Here is a 22,442-nt window from a genome sequence, read left to right on the forward strand (position 1 = left end):
GTCGGGGCTCAGTACCGTTCCTCTTGACCGCCATCGCGGTCGCTTTGCAGGGCGCGAACCAGTTCCAGTTCGCTCATCTGCATGTGGCTCGGATCCGCCAGCAGGGCCAGGGTCTCGGCTTCTTCTTCGGCTTCGGTGTGCTCATCGACGCGCTGCAGCGTGCTGATCAGCTGTTCCTTGAGGCCTTCGTGATCGACGACGTCATCAGCGATCTCGCGCAGGGCGACGACCGGGTTCTTGTCGTTGTCACGATCGACCAGCAGGGCGGCGCCGGCCGAGATACCGCGCGCCCGATGGGCGGACAGCAGAACCAGTGCGAAACGGTTCGGAACCTTCTCGACGCAATCTTCGACGGTGACGCGGGCCATGAATTCCTCGGGCTAGCCGTGATGCTCTGCAAAATAAGGGTTTGAGCGGCGTTACGCAACGCCGCTGAGTCTTTGCCCGTCTTTCGCGAGGGGGCGCTTATGCCCGCTTCGCGCCGGTAAGTCCAGTGCGCGAAGTTCAGGGCCTAGCGTCGCGCCCAATGCTGGCGGCGTCCGCCAGGTGGGCGGCGGTCTCGCCGCTGACGGGATGGCGCCAATCCGGCGCGATCTCGGCCAAGGGGCCCATCACGAACAGGCGCTCATGAGCGCGCGGGTGCGGCGCCATCACGACGTCGGAGATCACCCTGCGGCCGTGAGCGATCAGGTCGAGATCCAGAGTCCTGGAAGCGTTGAGTTCGCCGCGCGCCCGCCCAAAGCGCGCCTCGATGCGATGCAGGGCTGCGAGCGTCCCCGCCGGGTCTAGCGAGGTTTCCACCACCGCTACACCGTTCAGATAGGCAGGACCGGCAGGATCAGGCCAGGCTGCGGATGTCCACCACGACGAGCGCGCCACCACAGCGAGGCCCTCAGAGGAAAAGGCCTCCAGCGCGGCTTCCAACAAGGCTTCGCGACTCGTGTAGGCTCCCGGCAGATTACAGCCGAGCGCCACGATAATGGCCTCATCCAATCCATTTTGATCGACCGTATTTTCCAAGGACTTGCCGCTTTGACCTTCTATCCCACAGACCGTTTGGCCCTGTTCATTGACGGGGCCAACCTTTACTCGGCCGCCAAGGCGCTGGGCTTCGACATCGACTACCGCAAGCTGCTCGACGAGTTCAGAAAGCGGGGCGTTCTGATCCGGGCCTATTACTACACCGCCATCAACGAGAATGACGACTATTCGCCGATCCGGCCGCTGGTCGACTGGCTCGACTACAATGGCTTTACGCTGGTCACCAAGCCGGCGCGCGAGTTCACCGACAGCCAGGGCCGCAAGCGCTGGCGTGGCGACATGGACGTCGAGATCGCCGTCGACATGCTGCAGATGGCCGAAACCGCCGACCATCTGGTGCTGTTCTCCGGCGACGGCGACTTCCGCGCCCTGGTCGAGGCCGTGCAGCGCAAGGGTCGCCGGGTGACCGTGGTTTCAACCATGAAGAGTCAGCCGCCAATGACCAGCGACGACCTGCGTCGCCAGGCTGATGACTTCGTCGACCTGAACGACCTGGCCAACATCGTCGGCCGCCCTCAGCGAGCGCCTGCGCCGCGTCCGATGGCCGACGCTCGCACCCAGGCCGAACGCGAGGCGGACGATGAATACTGAGCAGCCCTCCAATATCGCCGGCGAAACAGTCCCCTCACCCGCCGAGCCGCCGCGCGACTGCCCGCTGTGCCCGCGCCTGGTGGCCTACCGCCGCGAGAACCAGGACCTCTATCCTGACTGGTTCAATGGCCCTGCCCCGTCGTTCGGCGATCGGGATGCACGACTGCTGGTCGTGGGCCTGGCCCCCGGTCGCAAGGGGGCCAACCGCACCGGGCGGCCCTTCACCGGCGACTATGCCGGGACCCTGCTCTACGACACCCTGATCAAGTTCGGCTTCGCCACCGGCAAGTTCGAGGCGCGACCAGACGACTCCCTCAAGCTGATCGGCAGCGCGGTGACCAACGCCGTCCGCTGCGCCCCGCCCGGCAACAAGCCCGAGACCAGCGAGGAGAACACCTGCCGGCCGTTCCTGACCAAGCGGATCGAGGCGTTCCCGAAGCTCAAGGCCATCGTCACCCTGGGCGACGTGTCGCGGCGCAATGTGCTCAAGGCCCTGGGCCTGAAAGGCTCTGCGGGCATCCCCGGCCACGGCTCGGAGTTTCAGGCCGGCCCCTATCGGGTGTTCAACAGCTATCACTGCTCGCGGCTCAACACGAACACGGGCCGCCTCACCACGCCGATGTTCGAGGACCTGTTCGCCCGAGTGAAGGCCTATATCGACGCGGCCGACTAGAGGCGCCGAAACCAGAAGCTCCGCCGGCTAGATCAGACCGGTTGTCTTCAGGCGCACCCTGGCCAGGATGTCGTCGGCGGTCAGGAACAGGGTGTGGCCGTCTTCGCCGAACGCGCAGTTGGCGATAGGGCGACCCGCGTCGATGACGCCAATCAACTCGCCGGCTGGCGTGATCACCAGCACACCGCCAGGGCCCGTGGCGTAGAGGCGTCCCTCGGTGTCCAGGCACATCCCATCCGGCAGGCCCGCGCCACCGGCCTTGTGCAGGGCCATGGCGTCGAAGAACAGCTGGCGCTTCACCGGTAGTCCGTCATCGCCCAGGTCATAGGCCATGATCACCGGCCCTTCAGGATCGGATACGGCGACATAGAGCCGCTTCTCATCCGGGGTCAGCGCCAGTCCATTGGGGAAGGTCAGCTTGTCATCAATCACGACGACCGAGCCGTCGGGGCGCCGCAGATAGACGCCGTTGAACGCCATCTCCTTCAGCGGCGAGTCGTTCATGCCCTCAAGGCCGTAGGGCGGATCGGTGAAATAGATCGCGCCGGCCATTGCCCCCTTCTGGACGACAGCCAGATCGTTGGGACTGCTGAATTTCTTGCCCTGATAGCGGTCAAGCAGGATCGTCTTCTGCCTGGTCTTCAGATCGACTCTGGAAATCGCCCGGTTCCCATGGTCGCAGACCAGCAGCGCGCCCGAAGCGTCCAGCGCCAGGCCGTTTGAGCCAGGCTCGCGGAACGCCTTGGTCGGCGGGCCGTCATAGCCCGACGGCTTGAGAAACACGCTCGCGCCGTCCGCTTCACTCCAGCGATACATGGTATTGGCCGGTACATCCGAGAAGACGAGATAGCCGCCCTCCCTCACCCAGACCGGCCCTTCAGACCAGACGAAGCCGTCCGCCAATGGCTCGATCCTGGCGTCCAAAGCGATGACCGCATCCAGCGCGGCAGACAGGCGCCGGATGCTTCCGACCGTTGGGCGAGCGGCTTGAGCGGACACGGAAATCCCTCCTGCAAAAACGGCGGCGCTGGCCCCCAGGGTGATGGAACGGCGCGTCGGCGTCATGCGGTTGAGTCCTCATGTTATGACAGCGATGTCATAGCAATAGGTCCCGGCCCTGGCGACCCGCGTTATGCGTCAGGGTCAAGAAAGTCAGCTGCGAACGCGCGGCACCGCGTCCAGCCAACGCGCATAGGCCGCCTCGCGCTGATGCAAGGGCATGGATGGGATCAAACCTTCGGCAGCAGGACGCGCGGCGGCGGCCTCTTCCAGCGAGGCATAGACGCCGGCCCCCAGGCCCGCGAACAGCGCCGCACCCAAGGCGGTGGTTTCCAGATAGCTGGCCCGCTGGACCTGCATGCCCGTCAGGTCCGCGAGTCGCTGCGAGAACCAGGCGCTCTTGGACATGCCCCCGTCGATCCGGAGCTGGGCGTCCTCTCCGAAAGCTTCCGGAGCATCGGCGCGCATGGCCTCGATCAGGTCGCGACTCTGCAGGGCGCAGGAATCATAGGTGGCCGCCGCGATTTCGGGCAGGCCTGCGTCCCGCGTCAGTCCGAAGATCGCGCCCCGGGCGCCCGCGTCCCACCAAGGCGCGCCCAGCCCGGTGAAGGCGGGCACCACCACAACGCTGTGGTCGGGCTTGGCCGCTCGCGCCAGCGCCTCAGCGGCGCGCGGACCGCCGGTGATCCCCAGCCCCTCGCCCAGCCACTGGATGGCCGCGCCGGCGACGAAGATGGATCCTTCCAGCGCATAGGTCGTCTTGCCGCCGACCCGCGCCGCGACGGTGGTCAGCAGGCGCGAGCGCGACACCGGGCGGGTATCACCGGTGTTGATGAGCATAAAACAGCCGGTGCCGTAGGTGGCCTTCATCTGGCCAGGCCGGATACAGCCCTGCCCCATCAGCGCCGCCTGCTGGTCGCCAGCAACGCCCCGGATCGGCACCTCACGGCCCAGAATGTCGACCGTCGTGACACCATAGTCGTCAGCGCAGTCCAGAACCCTGGGCAGCAGGCTGTCCGGCACGTCGAGAAGGTCGAGCATCGCCGGCGACCACGCCTGGGCCTCGATATCGAACAGCAGGGTGCGCGAAGCGTTCGTGGCGTCCGTGGCGTGGACCTTTCCACCGGTCAGCCGCCAGATCACCCAGCTATCCATGGTGCCACACAGCAACTCGCCGGCCTCGGCGCGCGCCCGGGCGCCCTGCACGCGGTCGAGGATCCAGGCGATCTTGGCGCCCGAAAAATAGGGGTCCAGCAATAGCCCTGTCACCTGGGAGACCTGCGCCTCATGGCCCGCCGCGCGCAGCCGGTCGCAAGCGTCGGCCGTGCGCCGGTCCTGCCAGACGATGGCCGGATGGATCGGTCGCCCCGTCGCCTTGTCCCAGACCACCACCGTTTCGCGCTGGTTGGTCACGCCAATGGCGACGACGTCGGCGGCATCGCGCCCGGACGTCTCCATGGCCTCTCTCATCACAGCCACGCAGGCCGCGAAGATTTCCTCGGCGTCGTGCTCCACCCAGCCGTCGGCAGGGTAGCTCTGCCGCAAAGGCCGCGTCGCATCGGCCAGGGCCCCGCCTGTCGCATCGAACAGTATCGCACGGGTGCTGGTTGTGCCCTGATCCAGGGCCAGAATCAGTTGTTCAGCCATGCTCGCGCCTCCCGTCCTCAAGCTTCGCCCGTGACAACTCGCCGCTGTTCTTAATCGACTGTTGGGCCGCCCTGTTTAAGCATGTTTTCATTTGCTGACAGCAAGGTCATCCTCACACAATTCGGGATTCGAGGAGGCTGGTCATCCAAGCCGTCCAAACCGCCAAGCTTCTGACACTGGCGCGCAGCCGCGATCCGGGCGATCGCGAACGGCTGCTCACTGGCATCATTGAACTTTGCGAAGCTGGCCAGTCCGCCGGAGCCCCGACCGATCCCGATATCCAGCGCCTGCTCGATTCCATCTTCATGACTCTGGTCGTCGAAGCCGAGCGCGACATTCGCCAGCGTCTGTCTGAACGCCTGGCCGACGCGCCTTGGGCGCCGTCGGCGCTGATCAACATCCTGGCGCTCGACGAGATCGAGATCGCCCGCCCGATCATCGCCCGCAGTCAGGTGCTGCAGGATCACGACCTGATTCGCCTGATGGTTCAGGCCACCCTGGAGCATCAGATCGAGGTCGCGCGACGCCCACGCCTGTCGGCTTCTGTGGTCGAAGCCATTCTGGCCCGCGACGAGCACGCTGTCCTGACGGCCCTGGCCAGCAACGACACCGCCGAACTCTCGCCCGACAGTCTGCGTCGCCTTGTCGGGCGCGCCAAGGACATCGTCGCCCTGCGCTCTCCGCTGGCGCGTCATCCGCTGCTTTCCAGCGAATTGGCTGAACAGCTTTATCTGTGGGTCGGAAGCGCCTTGCGCGACGCCCTTACGAGCCGCTTCCATCTCGATCCCGAAACGATTGCGCTCGCCCTCGACCAAACCCTCCGCGCTGCCCATCGCGGTGACAGCCCGGCCCAGGACGGGGGTATCGAGTCGGACGAAGATCGCGCGGAAATGGAGCGCTCGCTTGTCGAAAAGCTCGATGCTGCCGGGCAACTGCGGCCCGGCTACCTGCTGCGGGTGCTGCGCGAAGGCCGCCTGACGTTGTTTGTTACGGCCCTTGCGCGTCTGGGCCGCTTCGAATCGCCCCAGATCCGCCGCGCCATCGATAGCAATCGCCCGGAACTTCTGGCCCTGGCCTGCTCGGCGGTCGGCATCGATCGCAGCGTGTTTCCGACCATCCTGGAACATGTGCGCCAGCTGAACGGCGGTCGCCCCGGCGGCGGCGACGAGGGCGCCAGACGCGCCGGCAGCGCCTTTGGCCCATTCACGCCTGACATCGCCGGAATGGCTTTCCGACAGGCCGTCGGCGCCGTTTGACAAGCTGGGAGGCTTCGCGCCTCTTGGGCGCGATGTACCAGCCACAGCCCTTCCTGACTCGCCTGACATTCAAGGCCAGTGATCGCCCCGAAGCCGAGGAGGCGCGAGATCGCCTGATCGCCCGCTATGGCGACGTCGGCGAGGAGTCAGCTCAGGTGATCGTGGCTCTCGGCGGCGACGGCTTCATGCTGGAAACCCTGCACGGCGCCATTGCCAGCCAGACACCGATCTACGGCATGAACCGCGGCTCGGTCGGCTTCCTGATGAACGAATATAGCGAGGACGGCCTGCTGGAGCGGATCAACGCCGCCGAGCGCGCCGTAATCCACCCCCTGGCCATGACCGCAATCGACTCCCATCGTCGCAACCACCGCGCCCTGGCGATCAACGAGGTCTCGCTGCTGCGCCAGACCCGCCAGACGGCCAAGCTGCGCATTTCGATCGACGGCAAGGTGCGGATGAGCGAGCTGGTCTGCGACGGGGCCCTTATCGCCACGCCGGCCGGGTCGACAGCCTACAACCTCTCGGCACACGGACCGATCATTCCCATCGGCGGTCAGGTCCTGGCGCTCACACCGATCAGCGCTTTCCGTCCCCGACGTTGGCGCGGGGCCCTACTGCCGCGCTCGGCGCGCATTACCTTCGAGATCATCGAGGCCGACAAGCGCCCGGTCAGCGCCGTCGCAGATAACTTCGAGGTTCGCGACGTGCTCGAAGTCCATATCTCTGAAGACCGCGGCACCAGCCTGGCGATGCTCTTCGACGCCGGTCGCAGCCTTGATGAACGCGTACTCGCAGAACAGTTCTCCGCCTGAGACGTTGCGCCGCAGAGAAACGCAGGTCTCATTCGTTGTTAACGCCTGCTATGATAACGCTCTCGAAATATCCGCCGCCGGGGAGGCAATCTTGACAACTAAGCCCACCGCCGAAGTGATCCAAGTGCCCAACATGCTGAAGCTTAAGGTGGGCGGACGCGGCGGCATCGACATGGCCGCGATCGCCAAGGCCGAGGCTGCTCTCAAGAGCTTGTCCGGCAATTTCGCCCAGTGGCTGCAGGACGAAATCACCAAGCTCGAAGCCGCGCGGCAGGACGTCAAGACAGAAGGCCTGACCGCCGTCACGGTCGAGACCCTGTATCTTCGTGCGCATGACCTGAAGGGTCTGGGCGCCACCTACGAATTCCCGCTGATCACCCGCATGGCCGCCTCGCTGTGCAAGCTGATCGACGAGCCCGAGACGCGGTTGTCTGCGCCGATGTTCCTGGTGGACGCCCATATCGACGCCATCAAGGCGGCGGTGCGCGGCGACATCAAGGTCGACACGCACCCCGTCGGCAAGGCCCTCGCCGAAGAACTCGAAGGCCGGGTTACGGAATATCTGAAGGCCTGAACGCCTCAGATCAGTCCGAACAGCCCCTTCAGATAGGGATTGAGCATCCGCCCCTCCGGATCAAGCTCGGCCCGCACCTTCAGGAAATCGTTCCAGCGCGGATACAGCGCCGCCAGATGCTGACCGCGCAGATTGTGCAGCTTGCCCCAGTGCGGCCTGCCGCCATGGCGGCGGAAGATCGGCTCGATCAGATCGTACAGGAACGCGAAGTCATCCTTGTAGTGGGTATGCACGGCGATCGACCCGCGCGGCCCGCCGTGGAATGGCGATAGCCACGCGTCGTCGGCGGCGATACGGCGCACCTCGATCGGGAAGAAGACATCGGGACGCTCCTTCTCGATGGTCGCGACCACCTCTTCCAGAGCCTTGAGCTGAACCTCGACCGGTAGATGGAATTCCATCTCGTTGAAGCGAACAGGCCGCTCGGTGGAGAGGAGCTTCCAGCCTTCATCGACCGCAGTCTCGGGTTTCGCGCCAGCCAGCAGCGCCTTGGCCGCCGCCTTGCGCAATGGGCTCGAGAAGCCGAGCAGGTTTCGCATGCCCTTCAGGGCGTCAAGGAATGCGGTGTCCTGATCGGGGCCCCTCGCCTCGGCCGGATCGTCGGTCTCGTCATGGCTGATGCCTACGGCCAGCCCCGTGAACGGCACCGCGTAGAACTCGAAATTGCGATGCGCCGCCCAACGCGACTCCGCCTTGGCCAGGGCGTCGCCAAACGGCTCGATCCAGACGCGGCGACGCACCCGGCGATTGGGAATCGTCTTCAGCCTGACCTGAGAGATCACGCCCAGCGCGCCCAGAGACACCTTGGCCGCCTGGAAGACTTCAGGCTCGCGGGCGGCGTCGCAGTCGATCACACGCCCGCTCGGCGTCACCAGGCGCAAGGCCGTGACGTCGCCATGCAGGGCCTGGAGCTTGACGCCCGTGCCATGGGTGCCCGTGGCCAGGGCGCCGGCCAGGGACTGCTTGTTGATATCGGGCAGATTGGCCATGGCCCGCCCCTTGGCCGCCAGGACAGGGCCCAGCGCGCCAAGTCGCGTGCCGGCCAAGACCACGGCCTCGTCACCCTCCCAGCCGACCACGCCGGACATGGCGTCCAGTGACACCAGCGCTCCGCTGGTCGGCGCCAGGGCCGTGAAGGAATGCCCTGCCCCCACCGGCCGGATCGGCGCTGCGGCGGTCTTGAGCATCAGGGCCAGTTCGGCTTCGTCCTTCGGCGCGAGGCGAGCCGAGGGATAGGCGGTCTGAACCCCGGACCAGTTGCGCCACAGCAGCTTGCCGTCAGCATTGACAGAGGCTGGAGCCAACGGCTCGGGCTTTTCATGGGTGGCCACCACAAAACCCGCGCCGCCGGTGGCGACCACCGCAACGCCCGTACCGCCCGCGACCAGAGCGCCTCGTCTCGAGATCATGCGTTTCCCCCGCTTAAGCGGGGTCTTCGCGCCCCGCCATGAATCGTATCAGGCCCTGGAAATCAGCCGGCGCGCAAGCCACGCACTGACCTGAGGCCGGCATGGCCTTGAAGCCCTGGATGGTATGGTCAAGCAGCACGGCCTCGCCCTGCTTCCAGCGCGGGTCCCAGGCGGCGCGATCCTGGACCAGCGGCGCGCCCGTTCCCGGCATGGCGTGGCAGGCCTTGCACGACGTCTCGTAGAGCCCCGCCAGCTTGGCGTCGGCCGGCTTCAGCAGCAGAGCCTGCTCCGGCGTCGGGGCCGGCGGAATCGTCTCGCCGCAAGCGGTCAGGGACAGGGCCGCGAGCATCAGGAACCATGCGGGGCGCATCAGGCGTCGATCCCGTGCAGTCGCTTGGCGGCCGTAACGGTGTTGGCCAGCAGGCAGGCGATGGTCATGGGGCCCACCCCGCCCGGCACCGGTGTGACGGCGCCAGCCACCGCCTTGACCTCGTCGAAAGCGACATCGCCGACCAGCCGGGTCTTGCCCGCAGCGGCGGCTACTGGATCACGCGACGGAAAGCGGCTGATGCCGACATCGATGACCACCGCGCCCGGCTTGATCCAGTCACCCTTGACCATCTCGGCGCGACCCACAGCGGCCACGACGATATCGGCCTGACGCACGATGCCGGGCAGATCCACGCTGCGCGAATGGGCGATGGTGACGGTGCAGTCGGCGGCCAGCAGCATCTGGGCCATAGGCTTGCCCATCAGATTGGACCGGCCGATCACGACCGCCGACTTGCCGCGCAGATCACCCAGCACATCCTTCAGCAACATCATGCAGCCCAGCGGGGTGCAGGGCGTTAGGGCCGGGAGGCCGCTGGCCAGACGACCGGCATTGGTGACGGTAAGGCCATCGACGTCCTTGTCAGGCGAGATCGCCGCGACGATATCGGCCTGCTTGAGGTGATCGGGCACTGGAAACTGTACGAGAATACCGTGGATCGCCGGATCGGCGTTCAGCTTGCCGACCAGGGCCAGAAGCGCGTCCTGGCTGACATCGGCCGGCAGACGATGGGTCTCCGAATACATGCCCGCCGCCAGGGTCTGCTCGCCCTTGTTGCGAACATAGACCTGGCTCGCGGGATCCTCGCCCACCAGAACCACGGCGAGGCCGGGCGTGACGCCGTGATCGGCCTTCAAAGCCTTCACATCCTCGGCCACCCGCTCGCGCAGATCGGCCGCGAAGGCCTTGCCATCAATGATCCTGGCCTCAGACATGGGCGCCTCCCGGAGCCTTTAGCCTTGGCTAAAGGCTCCAAACCAAACATGCGGAGCGTGGCAGGCGCCGAAACCGCTCACACTTTCGGCTGCCAAGCTCCAGTTCGCTGTGCCTAGCCGGTCATTTTGATGGGCGCAACGCTGGCGTGGCGACCGCACAATCATGTTAGACGCTGAAGCATGGCGTCCACGTCTTCAACCTACAGAGCCGACGTCGTCCTCGTGGGCGGCGGATTGGCCAATGGCCTGATCGCGCTGCGCCTGAGGGCCTTACGCCCCGACCTGCGCGTGATCCTGCTGGAGCGCGACAAGCGAATCGGCGGCGAGCACACCTGGTGTCACTTTGAGACCGATGTCAGCCCCGCGATCGGCGGCTGGCTGCGTCCGCTGGTCGTGCATCGCTGGTCGGGTTACGAGGTTCGTTTTCCAGCCCATCGGCGCGCCTTGGACACGGCCTATCTGGCCATTACCTCTCAGCGGCTCCACGAGGCTGTCTCGGCCGCCCTTGGCGACGACGTCTGGCTGGGCGCGACGGTCTCGGATGTGTCGCCCCATCAGGTCACCCTGTCGGACGGCCGTCGCATCACCGCCGCCACCGTCATTGACGGGCGCGGTCCGCGCCGCAGTCGCAGTCTTGTGCTGGGATGGCAGAAGTTCCTGGGCCAGGGCATACGACTGTCAAAGCCCCATGGCTTGACGCGTCCTATCGTCATGGACGCCACCGTGCCGCAACTGGACGGCTATCGTTTCCTCTACGTCCTGCCGCTCGACTCCACCCGCCTGTTGATCGAGGACACCCGATACAGCGACGGTGACGCCCTCGATCATGCCGATGTTCGCGCCGCCATAGCCGCCTATGCCGCCCAGCAGGGCTGGACCATCGCCAAGGTCGAGCGCGAGGAACATGGCGTCTTGCCCATCGCCCTGGCGGGCGACATCGACGCCTATTGGCGCGAGGCCCGCGCCCAGGTGGCGGAGGTGGGTCTGCGCGCTGCGCTCTTCCAGCCGACCACGGGCTATTCCCTGCCCGACGCCGCCCGGCTGGCGGAACAGATCGCCGCCCTGCCACACATCACCAGCGCCCACGTCCGCACCTGCGCCGAGGCCCACTCAAAAGCGGCCTGGCGCCGCCGACGGTTCTTCCGTCTGCTCAATCGCATGCTGTTCAGGGCCTGCGCGCCGGACCAACGCTACAAGGTTCTGGAGCGTTTCTACCGTCTGGGCGCCCCGTTGATTCAGCGCTTCTACGCGGCGCGCCTGACTCCTTTTGATCAGGCCCGCGTCCTGATGGGCAAACCGCCCGTACCTATCGTCGCCGCCCTGGGGTATCTGGGCGAGAGCTCAGTGATTGAGGACAAAGCATGAGTGTTCCAAAGCCGCGCGCGGCCGTTATCGGCTCCGGCTTCGGCGGTCTGTCCCTGGCCATCCGCCTGCAGTCCTCCGGCTTCGACGTCACCGTGATCGAAGGTCGCGACAAGCCCGGCGGCCGCGCTTACGTCTGGGAGGACGAGGGTTTCATCTTCGACGCCGGCCCGACCGTGATCACCGATCCTGATTGCCTCAAGGAGCTGTTCACGATCAGCGGTCGCAAGATCGAGGACTATGTCGAGCTGCTACCGGTCAACCCGTTCTACCGGCTGGTCTGGGAAGACGGCGACGTCTTCGACTACGTCAACGACCAGGCCGAGCTGGACCGTCAGATCGCCGCCCGCAATCCGGCCGATGTCGAGGGCTATCGCAAGTTCCACGCCTATTCCGAGGAGCTCTATCAAAAGGGCTATGTCGAACTGGGCGCCGTGCCGTTCCTCGACATCCGCAGCATGATCTCGTCGGCCCCGGCCCTGATGAAGCTGCAGGCCTGGCGCAGCGTCTATGACAAGGTCTCGTCGTTCGTGAAGGACGAGCATGTCCGCCAGGCTCTTTCGTTCCACAGCCTGCTGGTCGGCGGCAGCCCCTTCGCCACCTCGTCGATCTATGCCCTGATCCACGCGCTCGAGCGTCGCGGCGGCGTCTGGTTCCCGCGCGGCGGCACCGGCGCGCTGATCCGCGGTCTGGTGCGCCTGCTGGAAGACCTGGGCGGCACGATCCGGCTCAACGCGCCCGTCCAGAAAATCACCACCCGTGACGGCCGCGTCACAGGGATCATCAATTCCGGCGGCGAGTTCGAAGCCTTTGACACCGTCGCTTCGAATGCCGACGTGATGCACACCTATCGCGACCTGCTGGTCGACGATCCGCGTGGCAAGAAGGTCGGCAAGGCGCTGGAGAGCAAGCGCTGGAGCCCCTCGCTGTTCGTGATCTATTTCGGTCTGAAGGCTGAGCATCCCGAGATCCGCCATCACACGATCTGCTTTGGCCCGCGCTATCGCGAGCTGATCGGCGACATCTACAACAAGGACGCCCTGTCCGACGATTTCTCGCTCTATCTGCATTCCCCGTGCGCCACCGATCCCGGCATGGCCCCGCCCGGCTGCAGCAGCTTCTACGTCCTGTCGGTGGTGCCCAATCTGGAGACCGCCGAGATCGACTGGTCCAAGGAAGGGCCCGCCTATCGCGACCGGATCCTGAAGTATCTGGAGGATCGCTACATCCCCAATCTGTCCCGCGATCTGGTGACCAGCCGGATCTTCACGCCGGACGATTTCACGACCGAGCTCAACGCGTGGAACGGCGCGGCCTTCTCGCTGGAGCCGTTGCTGACCCAGAGCGCGTTCTTCCGCACCCACAACCGCGACGACGTCATTCCCAACCTCTATTTCGTCGGGGCCGGCACCCATCCAGGCGCAGGCATTCCCGGCGTCGTTGGCTCGGCCAAGGCCACGGCCGGGCTGATGATCGACGACTTCGCGACTCAAGCCGCGTGAGCGATCTAGAGGTCCAGAGCCGCGAGGCGATCCAGAAGGGCAGCAAAAGCTTCGCCGCCGCCGCCGCCCTGTTCGACCCCGAAACCCGGGCCGACGCAGAGATGCTCTACGCCTGGTGTCGGCACTGCGACGACGTGATCGACGGCCAGACCCTCGGTCACGGCATGAGTCCGGTCGAGGACGCTCCGGCCCGCCTCGCCGCCCTGTACGCCCAGACCCGCGCCGCCCTGGCCGGAGAGCCGCCCAGCGATCCGCAGTTCGCCGCCTTCCAGACCGTGGCCCGGCGCCGCCAGATTCCCGAGCGTTACGCTCTCGACATGATCGACGGCTTCGCCATGGACGTCGAAGGCCGGCGCTATCAGACGCTGGACGAGTTGCTCGACTATTGCTGGGGCGTGGCCGGCGTGGTCGGCACGATGATGGCCCTGGTCATGGGCACGAAGCCCAACGCCCTGTCGACCTTGCGCCGCGCCCAGGATCTGGGACTGGCGTTTCAGCTGACCAACATCGCCCGCGACATCGTCGAGGACGCCCGCAACGACCGGATCTATGTGCCGCGCGCCTGGCTGGCCGAGCTGGGCGTTCCCGAGACGGCGGTCGCCGATCCCGCCCATCGCGCTGCTGTGGCGATCATGGCCAAGCGCCTCGTCGACGCCGCCGAGCCCTACTACGCCTCGGCCCGCTGGGGTCTGCGCGACCTGCCCGTCCGTTGCGCGTGGGCCATCGCGGCGGCGCGGGGTGTCTATCGGCAGATCGGGCTGGACGTGGTCAAGGTCGGCGACAAGGCCTGGGATGAGCGCGTCGTGGTCAGCGGCCGGATGAAGGCCTGGCGAGCGCTGGAAGGCGGCGTCATCGCTCTGCGTTCGGCCCTGTTTGATCGACTGATCCAGCCGCCGGCGCGGCCCGACCTGTGGTCGAAGATCTAGGCCTCGACGCCGCGCGACTTCAACTGCGCCTTCAGTTCCCGCACCGGCTTGGCCCACAGGAAGCCGAATGACACCGCGCCCTCCTTGGTGTGGACGGCGTGATGGATACGATGGGCCTGGATCGCCCGCTTCCAGAAGGCTGACTTGCCGAACGGCGTCTTGAAGCGTCGGTGGACCATGCCGTCGTGGAAGATGAAGTACATGAAGCCGTAGGCGGTGATCCCGAGACCCACCGGCAGCAGCCACGGCGTGCCGTGCACCCCGAAATAGATCGCCACGATGGCCGGGGCGGCGAAGACCACCGCGAACAGGTCGTTCAGTTCGAACAGGCCTTCGCGCGGCTCGTGGTGCGACTTGTGCCAGACCCACATGAAGCCGTGCATCACATAGCGGTGCGTGACCCAGGCAAAGCCTTCCATGAAGGCGAAGGCCGCCAGGAACAGCACGATATCAAGCGCCAGGGTCGTCATCACAGGTCCTATCGACGCGACAGTCGCGCCAGGGTCTGGGCCAGCGCCAGACCGGCCAGGCCGGCGGCGGTCAGCACGCCCCAAGCCTTATACACCTGCGACACTGACGCGTCGCGCCACAGGACGCCTTGATAGGCGTCAATCACCCAGGCATGCGGCGTGAACCAGCCGACGGTCTGCAGCCAGGCCGGCATCAGGAAGCGCGGCACCATGCTGCCGCCGATCGCGGCCAGCACCAGGATCACGAAGGTCGACAGCATCTGGGCCTGCTCCCGCGTCCGACACACCGAGACCAGCCCCAGGGCCAGACCCGCCGCGCAGACCGCCGTCGCCAGGGTCGTCGGCAGCCACAGGCCGAAATGCTCGACCACCGCCACGCCATAGACGATCTGGGCGGTCGCGAAGATCGCCACGGCCTGGACGATCCCCTGCCCGACCAGGAAGACGAACTTTCCGGTCACCACCGGCCCCATGCCCGCCACGCCGGCCAGCAGCCGGTCGGCGACGCCGGTGCGGCGCTCTTCCATCAGACCCAGAGCGCCCTGCATGGCCGAGAACAGGGCGAACAGGATCATCACCGCCCCGGCGTAATAGGCGATGGTCGCCCCGCCTTTCTTCGCGCCAAGCAGGTCCTCGCGGTCGAACAGGTCGCCGCCGGTGACCGCAGGCGGTTTTGCCTTTAGCGCGGCGGCTGCGGCGTCGAGGCGCGCGGTCTGGGCCGGCGTCAGGGCCCCCAGAGCAGGGGTCAGCTGGTCGACGCTGCGGCGCAGGGCGGCGTCGGGCGCGGCGCGAGCCATGGCCAGTTGCACCCGGGCCTGGGTCAGGGGCGCGGCCACGGCGCGGCCGGGATCGGAAATGATCAGGAACGGCCGGCCCGGCGCGGCGGGATCGGCGCGGATCACGAGGCCCACATCAGCCTGGCCGGATTTCACCCGCGCCCGCACCGCCTCGACCGTGGCGGGTGTCGTGGCCTCGGCGCGGATCTCGGAACTGGCCAGCAGAGCGCCAGCCACCCGGCCGGACGTCTCGGTGCGCGCCAGATCGACCATGGCCAGCTTGGGCTTGATGTCCTCGCCGGTCGCCCCGGCGAACACCGAGCTGAAGATCAGGAACACCAGCGGCGGCAGCAGGAAGGTCATCACCAAAGCTGCGCGGTCGCGCCACAGCTCCAGCGCCATCACCCGCACCATGGCCAGCGTCATTTCAAGGCGGATCATGCGGCCAGCTTCCGTTCGGCCACCAGGCTAAACAGGTTCTGCAGCGACGGCTCGCGGACCCGGATCTCGCGAGGGATCAGCCCGGCTTTGCGCAGCCGCTTGTCCAGCCGGCCGGCGGCGGCGTAGCCGTCGACATCCAGGCGGGTCCACAGCCTGGCGCGATGGGCGGTTCTGGCCAGGCCTGCCGCGATCAGCAGCGCCTCGCCGGCGGCGTCGGGCTCGCCTGACAGCTCGACCAGCACCTCCATCTGGGCCCCGAAGGCCTCGGCGATCAGGGTCCGAGGCTGGCCTTCCAGCACCAGGCAGCCTTCGCGCAGGAAGCCGACCCGGTCGGCGAGGGCGCCGGCCTGTTCCAGGTCGTGGGTGGTCAGCAGCACCGCCACGCCCAGGTCGCGCAGGCCGCGGATCACCGCGTCCAGCGCCTCGCGGGCGTCGATGTCGACGCCGACCGTGGGCTCGTCGAGGATCAGCAGGGCCGGCTGATGGACGATGGCGGCGGCGATGTTGGCGCGGCGCTGATAGCCGCCCGACAGGTGGCGCACCGGCACATGGGCGCGGTCGACGGTGCGGGTCAGTTCCATGGCCCGCTGCACGGCGGCCGGGATGGTCCGGCGCGGCGCCTGGGCCAGGCTTGCGAACGCCGCCAGGTTCTCGGCCACGGTCAGGTGGGCGTAGAGGGCGATCTCCTGCGGCACCAGGCCCAGGCTGGCCCGCGCCGCGCTGACCCGCGCCGGGTCCTGGCCGTTCAGCCGAACCTCGCCGCCGTCGGGCCGGAAGCGGCCGCAGATGCTCTTGATCAGGGTCGTCTTGCCGGCCCCGTTGGGACCCAGCAAGGCGTAGATCTCGCCGGGCTCCAGGGTCAGGTCGACGCCCCGAAGCACGGTCCTGTCGCCGTAGGCGTGGGTCACGCCCGACACCGTCAGAATGGGAGACACGGTCAAGCCGCCGCCTTGCGTCCGGCGAAGAGGCGGCCGACATAGCCGGCCACGAGGTCGCAGCCGCCGACAGCGTCCAGCGCCGCCCGGCCCGCCGCGAGGTGGGCCTCCATCGCGGCCCGCGCGCCGGCAATCCCCAGCAGCGAGACGGCCGTGGTCATCGCGGCGTCCTTGCCCACGTCCTTGCCTGCGCCTTCGACCGAGCCCTCGGCGTCGATCAGGTCGTCGCGGATCTGAAAGGCCATGCCCATGCGCCGGCCAAATTCGCCCACCGCCGCGACGGCTTCGTCGGGGGCTCCGGCGATCCGGGCGCCCGACTGGGCGGCGGCCATGATCAGCACGCCGGTCTTTTCGTGGTTCAGGCGGTCCAGCGCCGGAAGGTCGCGCAGCTGGTCGCGATCGAACAGGTCCCGCGCCTGACCGGCGATCAGGCCACAAAAGCCGACCGAGCCGGCGATGCGCCCGGCGATCTCGGCCCGCAGCGCGGTGTCCAGCCGCGCATCGGCGGCGACCACGGCATAGGCCTGGTTCAGCAGGCCGACCCCCGCCAGCACGGCGGTGGCCTCGTCGAAGGCGCGGTGGATGGTCGGCAGGCCCCGGCGCAGACCGGCGTCGTCCATGGCCGGCAGATCATCGAGAATCAGCGACGCGGCATGCACCATCTCGAAGGCGCAGGCCGTATCCAGCGCCGCGCCCTCGTCCGCGCCGAACTGGGCGGCGGACAGCAGGGTCAGCATCGGCCGGAAGCGCTTTCCAGGGGCCAGCAAGGCATAGCGCACGGCCTCGACCAGGCGATCCGGCGCCGCGCCGAGCCTTGGCGCGAGCTCGCCCAGGCGGCGATCGACACCGGCCCGCAGGGTCTCAAGGCGCTGAAGATAGGCGGCGTTATCGTCCATAGGCGGGTCGCTGCCGTCACAGTCACCCCATTGTGGGCGGTTCATTTGAAGGCGCCCGTCGGAGGCGTCAAGCAGCCCCCACTTGACCCGAAGCCCATGTCGGCGTTTTCCACGATCATGACCCAGTCCTTCCCAAACCCCGCCGCCCACGCCCGCGCCGTTCTGGCCGATCTGGGCGTCGCCGGCCTGCCCGCCGATGGCGGCGTGGCCGTCCGTTGCCCGCTCGATGGCGCGATCCTGACCCAGGTCGCCTATGACGACGCCAGGACCATCGACGCCAAGGTCTCGGCCGCCGCCAGGGCCTTCCGCGCGTGGCGCACCGTCCCCGCCCCGCGTCGCGGCGAGCTGGTCCGCCTGCTGGGCGAGGAACTGCGCGCCGCCAAGGATCAGCTGGCCGCCATCGTCACCCTGGAAGCTGGCAAGATCGCCTCGGAGGCCGCCGGCGAGGTCCAGGAGATGATCGACATCTGCGACTTCGCCGTCGGCCTGTCGCGCCAGCTCTATGGCCTGACCATCGCCTCGGAGCGCCCCGGCCACGCCATGCGCGAGACCTGGCATCCGCTGGGTCCGGTGGTGGTGATCAGCGCCTTCAACTTCCCGGTCGCGGTCTGGGCCTGGAACGCGGCCCTGGCCCTGGTCTGCGGCAACCCCGTGATCTGGAAGCCGTCCGAGAAAACGCCGCTGACGGCCATCGCCACCCACGCCATTCTGGAGCGCGCCATCGCCCGCTTCGGCGATGCGCCCGAAGGCCTGTGCAGCGTGGTGCTGGGCGGCCGTGACGCCGGCGAGCGGCTGGTGCGCGATCCGGCCATCCCGCTGGTCAGCGCCACCGGCTCCACCCGCATGGGCCAGGCCATCGCCCCGATCGTCGCCGGCCGTTTTGGTCGCTCGATCCTGGAGCTGGGCGGCAACAACGCCATGATCGTCACCCCGAGCGCCGACCTGTCGCTGGCCGTTCGCGCCATCGTCTTCTCGGCGGCCGGCACGGCGGGCCAGCGCTGCACGTCCCTGCGCCGCCTGATCGTCCACGAAAGCCTGGTCGACAAGGTCGCCGACGCGGTCGAGAGCGCCTTCTCCCGTCTTCCGGTCGGTGATCCGCGCCGGGACGGCGTGCTGCTGGGCCCGCTGCACGACAGGGCCGCCTATGAGGCCTTCGTCGCGGCGATGGATCAAGTCCGGGCCGACGGCGGAACGGTCAGCGGCGGCGAGCGCCTGCTGATCGACGAGCATCCGGAAGCCTTCTATGTGCGCCCCGCCTTGGCCCGCCTGCCGGCTCCGAGCGCCGGCATGCAGCGCGAGACCTTCGCGCCCCTGCTGCACGTCGTGCCCTATCGCGACTTCGACGAGGCGGTGGCGATCCAGAACGATGTGCCGCAAGGCCTGTCCTCCTGCGTGATGACCAATGACGTCCGTGAAGCCGAGGCCTTCCTGTCGGCGGCCGGCAGCGACTGCGGCATCGCCAACGTCAATATCGGCCCCTCGGGCGCCGAGATCGGCGGCGCGTTCGGCGGCGAAAAGGAAACCGGGGGCGGTCGCGAGAGCGGCTCCGACAGCTGGAAACAGTACATGCGGCGCCAGACCGCGACGGTGAACTATTCCGGAGCCCTGCCGCTGGCGCAGGGGGTGAGGTTTGATCTGTAGATAGATCCTCCCCCTCTGGGGGAGGAGGGCCGGAGGGGGCAGCGCGGCGATGGCGGCGATGGCCCCCTCAGTCGCTCCGCGACAGCTCCCCCGGAGGGGGAGCAGCTACGGCGCCGCAGTCTCGCGCGGGAACCGCCGAGTTATGGAAAGGGTCGCGGAGCGTCCGGACCACGTCCGGATGAGAAATAGAAAATACCGTTTCGACGAAGCCGTCCGCTCCGCGTGGTCGTTATCCATCAGCGTCCCGGCGGGTGGCCCAGTTGGGGCCTTACCGGAACCCGGACGCCTCGGTTTCCCGAAGTCCCGAAGGTCGGGGGGCGTGGGGCCAATTCTGACCAACACTCGCCTTGATCCCCGTCCACGCCGACGGCGGGCGGGTCTGGCCAGCAACCAGATCCCCGGACCGGTCGAGTATCCCCCTCGACCCCAGCCCCGCTCGATCACCCCCCGCCGCCGCAATGGTCGCTGGCCTTGCGCCCTTTCCTCGCGACGAGGTGGGACAAGAATACGGGAGGTTTGAGCGCGTCTGACAGGCGCGCTCATTCTTTTTGCAGGGTGTTGATCGGGTTGAGCTTTTCCCGAAAGGCCAGGGGATTGATCGAGCTCTATCCCCGTACTTGCCCCCTACGGGCTGCTACGCAGCCGTCTTCCCCCGAAGGGGGAAGATGAAACGCACTGATCTCATCTTCCCCCTGACAAGGGGGAGGACGACCGCGTAGCGGTCAGGAGGGGGCCAGCGGCGCTGGCCGCTGGACCACGCCGCCCACGCCCCTACAGCGGGATGTTGTCGTGCTTCTTCCAGGGGTTGGTCAGTTCCTTGCCCTTCAGGCTCTTGAGGCCCCGCACGATCCGGCGACGGGTGCCGTGCGGCATGATCACGTCGTCGATATAGCCGCGCGAGGCGGCCACGAACGGATTGGCGAAGGCGGCCTTGTATTCAGCCTCGCGGGCGGCAAGGGCCACCGGGTCCTTGGCCTCGGCGCGGAAGATGATCTCGACGGCGCCCTTGGCGCCCATCACCGCGATCTCGGCGGTCGGCCAGGCATAGTTGAGGTCGCCGCGCAGGTGCTTGGAGCTCATCACGTCATAGGCCCCGCCATAGGCCTTGCGGGTGATGACCGTGATCTTGGGCACCGTGGCCTCGGCATAGGCGAACAACAGCTTGGCGCCGTGTTTGATCAGGCCGCCATATTCCTGCTTGGTGCCCGGCATGAAGCCAGGGACATCGACCAGGGTGACGATCGGAATGTTGAAGGCGTCGCAGAAGCGCACGAAGCGCGCGGCCTTGCGGCTGCTGTCGATGTCCAGCACGCCGGCCAGCACCTGGGGCTGGTTGGCGACGATGCCGACGCTCTCGCCGTCCATGCGGGCGAAACCGCAGATGATGTTCTTGGCCCACTCGCTGGAGATCTCGAAGAAATCGGCTTCGTCGACGATCTTGAGGATCAGTTCCTTCATGTCGTAGGGCTTGCCCGGATCGCTGGGGATCAGGGTGTCCAGGCTCATCTCCTCGCGCAGGGGCTCATCGAAGCTCATCCGCTCCGGGGCCGGCTCGCGGTTGGACGAGGGCAGGAAGTCGACCAGGCGGCGCACCTGGGTCATGGCTTCCAGGTCGTTCTCGAACGCGCCTTCAGCCACGCCCGACTTGGCGGCATGCACCCGGGCCCCGCCCAGTTCCTCGGCGGTGACCACCTCGTTGGTGACGGTCTTGACCACGTCAGGACCGGTCACGAACATGTAGCTGGTGTCCTTCACCATGAAGATGAAGTCGGTCATGGCGGGGCTGTACACGTCGCCGCCGGCGCAGGGGCCCATGATCACGCTGATCTGCGGGATCACGCCCGAGGCCATCACGTTTTCCATGAAGATGTCGGCATAGCCGGCCAGGCTGTCGACGCCTTCCTGGATGCGCGCGCCGCCGGCGTCGAACAGGCCGATCACCGGCGCGCCGACCTTCATCGCCTGGCGCTGGACCTTGACGATCTTGGCGGCGTGAGCGCCCGACAGCGAGCCGCCGAACACCGTGAAATCCTTGGAGAAGACGTAGACGACCTTGCCGTTGATCGTGCCCCAGCCGGTGACGACGCCGTCGCCGGGGATCTTCTGGTCCTGCATGCCGAAGTCGGCGCAGCGGTGCTCGACGAACATGTCGAACTCTTCGAAGCTGCCTTCGTCGAGGAGCAGGTCGATGCGTTCCCGCGCCGTCAGCTTGCCCTTGGCGTGCTGCGATGCCACCCGCGCTTCGCCGCCGCCGCCCTTGGCCTGCTCGCGACGACGATCCAGTTCCTCGAGAATATGCTGCACGCGGATGCGCTCCCCTGCTCCTGCGGTCTCCCAAGCCGTGGGGCCGCCTTATCGGACGAGGGGTAAAGCCGCGCGGCCGGACTGGCAAGCCAGCCCTTACGGCAGTGCAGCATTCGGACGGTTATGCCCGCAGCGCGGCGAACCACCGCTCCAGGGCCAGGGCCTCGATGGCCAGGTTATCGGCGCGCAGCCGCGCCTCGGCGTCCTGCCCCCAGATATCGGCCTGGAAGGTCTCTTCCAGGCGCGACAGATCCAGGGCCCGCTGGCCGTCCAGCTCGCCGGCGCGGATGGCCAGGGCCAGCACCGTCGAGCCCAGAAGGCCCGAAGCATAGGCCACGCCGGCCAGGCTGAAATCATCCATCGACAGGGCCAGGGCCTCGACATCGGCCAGGGTCTGGGCGGGCTGCGGCGTGTGAATGATCCCTGTCACCGGCGTGAAGTGAAGGCCCAGAGCGCTCTTGGCCCAGTCCAGCAGCGGTTGCCATTCCCGCGTCTGGCGCTCGACCAGGGGCGTGGGATGGTCGGCGCGGTAGCACAGCAGGTCAGACCCGGCATAGGCGGCGACCTCGACGGCCACGGCGGCGCGGGTCTCGGAGATGCGGTCGATGGCGGTGAAGGCCAGGCGGGTGGCGGGCATGATCGTCGAATCGATGACCTTGTCCTGCGCCTCCCACTCGTCCGCCACGCGCTGCGCCAGGGCCAGGCTGGGCAGAACCAGAGGCGACCTGGCCGGCGATTTGGGGGTGCGGCCGTCCAGCAGCACGGCGAAACCGCCCTCCACGGGCCCAACCGTCGCCGCCTTGTAGAACCGGCGCGGCTTTTCGATTGGCGGGGTCTTCTCGGCCACGGATGATGGCTCCTTGAGCGGTGATTTGCGGGACGGTCGACGGATCGCCCTCTTCAAGGCGTTGAATGATC

22 protein-coding genes are annotated in these 22,442 nt (G+C 67.3%); 9 read left to right on the forward strand and 13 right to left on the reverse strand.

Annotated elements, in window-relative coordinates; translation table 11 throughout:
* Positions 1-8: 8 nt before the first annotated feature.
* Both rpoZ and folK read right to left on the reverse strand, forming a co-directional pair.
* Positions 9-368, reverse strand: a complete 360-nt coding sequence (gene rpoZ / locus ACW176_RS17980; protein ID WP_035049486.1) for a DNA-directed RNA polymerase subunit omega — start codon at positions 366-368, stop codon at positions 9-11.
* 136 nt (positions 369-504) lie between these two features.
* The gene (gene folK / locus ACW176_RS17985; protein WP_492110109.1) at positions 505-1,020 is read right to left on the reverse strand and encodes a 2-amino-4-hydroxy-6-hydroxymethyldihydropteridine diphosphokinase; all 516 of its coding nucleotides are present in this window, start codon (positions 1,018-1,020) and stop codon (positions 505-507) included.
* A gap of 12 nt (positions 1,021-1,032) precedes the next feature.
* Between folK and ACW176_RS17990 the strand changes: the two genes are divergently transcribed.
* Together ACW176_RS17990 and ACW176_RS17995 are read left to right on the forward strand one after the other, a co-directional pair.
* Positions 1,033-1,632 carry a LabA-like NYN domain-containing protein gene (locus ACW176_RS17990; protein ID WP_492057077.1) on the forward strand — a complete coding sequence of 200 codons (600 nt, stop codon included), beginning with the start codon at positions 1,033-1,035 and terminating at the stop codon, positions 1,630-1,632.
* Positions 1,622-2,305 (forward strand): uracil-DNA glycosylase, encoded by a 684-nt coding sequence (locus ACW176_RS17995; protein ID WP_492110110.1) that lies wholly within the window; start codon positions 1,622-1,624, stop codon positions 2,303-2,305. The genes ACW176_RS17990 and ACW176_RS17995 overlap by 11 nt, the downstream gene beginning before the upstream one ends.
* Positions 2,306-2,332: 27 nt before the next feature.
* Here ACW176_RS17995 and ACW176_RS18000 read toward each other — a convergent pair whose 3' ends face one another.
* Both ACW176_RS18000 and glpK read right to left on the reverse strand, forming a co-directional pair.
* Positions 2,333-3,304 carry an SMP-30/gluconolactonase/LRE family protein gene (locus tag ACW176_RS18000; protein ID WP_492110111.1) on the reverse strand — a complete coding sequence of 324 codons (972 nt, stop codon included), beginning with the start codon at positions 3,302-3,304 and terminating at the stop codon, positions 2,333-2,335.
* Positions 3,305-3,457: 153 nt separating this feature from the next.
* Positions 3,458-4,951: a glycerol kinase GlpK gene (gene glpK, locus ACW176_RS18005; protein ID WP_492110112.1), complete on the reverse strand. Its 1,494-nt coding sequence runs from the start codon at positions 4,949-4,951 to the stop codon at positions 3,458-3,460.
* Positions 4,952-5,121: 170 nt separating this feature from the next.
* Here glpK and ACW176_RS18010 point away from each other — a divergent pair, with 170 nt between their 5' ends.
* The 3 genes from ACW176_RS18010 (at position 5,122) to ACW176_RS18020 (ending at position 7,596) form a co-directional block, all read left to right on the forward strand.
* Positions 5,122-6,207: a DUF2336 domain-containing protein gene (locus tag ACW176_RS18010; protein ID WP_492058559.1), complete on the forward strand. Its 1,086-nt coding sequence runs from the start codon at positions 5,122-5,124 to the stop codon at positions 6,205-6,207.
* Between the two features lie 32 nt (positions 6,208-6,239).
* Positions 6,240-7,022, forward strand: a complete 783-nt coding sequence (locus ACW176_RS18015; RefSeq protein WP_419321141.1) for an NAD kinase — start codon at positions 6,240-6,242, stop codon at positions 7,020-7,022.
* A gap of 91 nt (positions 7,023-7,113) precedes the next feature.
* Positions 7,114-7,596, forward strand: a complete 483-nt coding sequence (locus ACW176_RS18020) for an Hpt domain-containing protein (protein ID WP_492057073.1) — start codon at positions 7,114-7,116, stop codon at positions 7,594-7,596.
* Between the two features lie 5 nt (positions 7,597-7,601).
* Here ACW176_RS18020 and ACW176_RS18025 read toward each other — a convergent pair whose 3' ends face one another.
* From ACW176_RS18025 to folD, 3 genes are read right to left on the reverse strand one after another with little or no spacing between them, the layout of a single operon-like run.
* Entirely contained in the window at positions 7,602-9,005 is a 1,404-nt protein-coding gene (locus ACW176_RS18025) for a D-arabinono-1,4-lactone oxidase (RefSeq protein WP_492110113.1), read from the reverse strand.
* 13 nt (positions 9,006-9,018) lie between these two features.
* Positions 9,019-9,375, reverse strand: a complete 357-nt coding sequence (locus tag ACW176_RS18030) for a c-type cytochrome (RefSeq protein ID WP_419321138.1) — start codon at positions 9,373-9,375, stop codon at positions 9,019-9,021.
* Positions 9,375-10,271: a bifunctional methylenetetrahydrofolate dehydrogenase/methenyltetrahydrofolate cyclohydrolase FolD gene (gene folD / locus ACW176_RS18035; protein WP_419251689.1), complete on the reverse strand. Its 897-nt coding sequence runs from the start codon at positions 10,269-10,271 to the stop codon at positions 9,375-9,377. Before folD ends, ACW176_RS18030 begins: the two co-directional genes overlap by 1 nt.
* Positions 10,272-10,451: 180 nt before the next feature.
* On the opposite strand from folD, the gene crtY reads away from it, so the two are divergent.
* Genes crtY through ACW176_RS18050 form a run of 3 tightly spaced genes read left to right on the forward strand, consistent with a single transcriptional unit; the run spans position 10,452 to position 14,061 of the window.
* Entirely contained in the window at positions 10,452-11,636 is a 1,185-nt protein-coding gene (gene crtY / locus ACW176_RS18040; protein ID WP_492110114.1) for a lycopene beta-cyclase CrtY, read from the forward strand.
* On the forward strand, positions 11,633-13,135 hold the full coding sequence (locus tag ACW176_RS18045) for a phytoene desaturase (RefSeq protein ID WP_492110115.1): 1,503 nt from the start codon (positions 11,633-11,635) through the stop codon (positions 13,133-13,135). Before crtY ends, ACW176_RS18045 begins: the two co-directional genes overlap by 4 nt.
* Positions 13,132-14,061 (forward strand): phytoene/squalene synthase family protein, encoded by a 930-nt coding sequence (locus ACW176_RS18050; RefSeq protein ID WP_492110116.1) that lies wholly within the window; start codon positions 13,132-13,134, stop codon positions 14,059-14,061. Before ACW176_RS18045 ends, ACW176_RS18050 begins: the two co-directional genes overlap by 4 nt.
* Here ACW176_RS18050 and ACW176_RS18055 read toward each other — a convergent pair.
* Genes ACW176_RS18055 through ACW176_RS18070 form a run of 4 tightly spaced genes read right to left on the reverse strand, consistent with a single transcriptional unit; the run spans position 14,058 to position 17,579 of the window.
* Positions 14,058-14,531 (reverse strand): sterol desaturase family protein, encoded by a 474-nt coding sequence (locus ACW176_RS18055; protein WP_419251693.1) that lies wholly within the window; start codon positions 14,529-14,531, stop codon positions 14,058-14,060. The two genes, ACW176_RS18050 and ACW176_RS18055, sit on opposite strands and share 4 nt — an antisense overlap.
* Before the next feature lie 8 nt (positions 14,532-14,539).
* Positions 14,540-15,748, reverse strand: a complete 1,209-nt coding sequence (locus ACW176_RS18060; protein ID WP_492110117.1) for an ABC transporter permease — start codon at positions 15,746-15,748, stop codon at positions 14,540-14,542.
* Complete coding sequence (locus ACW176_RS18065; RefSeq protein ID WP_492111968.1) at positions 15,745-16,683, reverse strand: ABC transporter ATP-binding protein; 939 nt, start codon at positions 16,681-16,683, stop codon at positions 15,745-15,747. The genes ACW176_RS18060 and ACW176_RS18065 overlap by 4 nt, the downstream gene beginning before the upstream one ends.
* Positions 16,684-16,685: 2 nt before the next feature.
* Positions 16,686-17,579, reverse strand: a complete 894-nt coding sequence (locus ACW176_RS18070; RefSeq protein ID WP_492110118.1) for a polyprenyl synthetase family protein — start codon at positions 17,577-17,579, stop codon at positions 16,686-16,688.
* A gap of 117 nt (positions 17,580-17,696) precedes the next feature.
* On the opposite strand from ACW176_RS18070, the gene amaB reads away from it, so the two are divergent.
* Positions 17,697-19,220 (forward strand): L-piperidine-6-carboxylate dehydrogenase, encoded by a 1,524-nt coding sequence (gene amaB / locus ACW176_RS18075; protein ID WP_492111969.1) that lies wholly within the window; start codon positions 17,697-17,699, stop codon positions 19,218-19,220.
* Positions 19,221-19,991: 771 nt separating this feature from the next.
* Here amaB and ACW176_RS18080 read toward each other — a convergent pair.
* Entirely contained in the window at positions 19,992-21,524 is a 1,533-nt protein-coding gene (locus ACW176_RS18080; RefSeq protein WP_492057062.1) for an acyl-CoA carboxylase subunit beta, read from the reverse strand.
* A 121-nt stretch (positions 21,525-21,645) separates the two neighbouring features.
* On the reverse strand, positions 21,646-22,371 hold the full coding sequence (locus ACW176_RS18085) for an ATP12 family chaperone protein (protein WP_419321126.1): 726 nt from the start codon (positions 22,369-22,371) through the stop codon (positions 21,646-21,648).
* Positions 22,372-22,442 lie beyond the last annotated feature (71 nt).

Source organism: Caulobacter sp. FV1ye13L (genome assembly GCF_058681155.1).

Coding starts and splice junctions, on each gene's coding strand:
- rpoZ (WP_035049486.1), bottom strand. CDS start 368: ATGGCCCGCGTCACCGTCGAAGATTGCGTCGAGAAGGTTCCGAACCGT.
- ACW176_RS17995 (WP_492110110.1), top strand. CDS start 1,622: ATGAATACTGAGCAGCCCTCCAATATCGCCGGCGAAACAGTCCCCTCA.
- glpK (WP_492110112.1), bottom strand. CDS start 4,951: ATGGCTGAACAACTGATTCTGGCCCTGGATCAGGGCACAACCAGCACC.
- ACW176_RS18015 (WP_419321141.1), top strand. CDS start 6,240: ATGTACCAGCCACAGCCCTTCCTGACTCGCCTGACATTCAAGGCCAGT.
- ACW176_RS18025 (WP_492110113.1), bottom strand. CDS start 9,005: ATGATCTCGAGACGAGGCGCTCTGGTCGCGGGCGGTACGGGCGTTGCG.
- ACW176_RS18030 (WP_419321138.1), bottom strand. CDS start 9,375: ATGCGCCCCGCATGGTTCCTGATGCTCGCGGCCCTGTCCCTGACCGCT.
- folD (WP_419251689.1), bottom strand. CDS start 10,271: ATGTCTGAGGCCAGGATCATTGATGGCAAGGCCTTCGCGGCCGATCTG.
- crtY (WP_492110114.1), top strand. CDS start 10,452: ATGGCGTCCACGTCTTCAACCTACAGAGCCGACGTCGTCCTCGTGGGC.
- ACW176_RS18045 (WP_492110115.1), top strand. CDS start 11,633: ATGAGTGTTCCAAAGCCGCGCGCGGCCGTTATCGGCTCCGGCTTCGGC.
- ACW176_RS18055 (WP_419251693.1), bottom strand. CDS start 14,531: ATGACGACCCTGGCGCTTGATATCGTGCTGTTCCTGGCGGCCTTCGCC.
- ACW176_RS18060 (WP_492110117.1), bottom strand. CDS start 15,748: ATGATCCGCCTTGAAATGACGCTGGCCATGGTGCGGGTGATGGCGCTG.
- ACW176_RS18070 (WP_492110118.1), bottom strand. CDS start 17,579: ATGGACGATAACGCCGCCTATCTTCAGCGCCTTGAGACCCTGCGGGCC.
- amaB (WP_492111969.1), top strand. CDS start 17,697: ATGACCCAGTCCTTCCCAAACCCCGCCGCCCACGCCCGCGCCGTTCTG.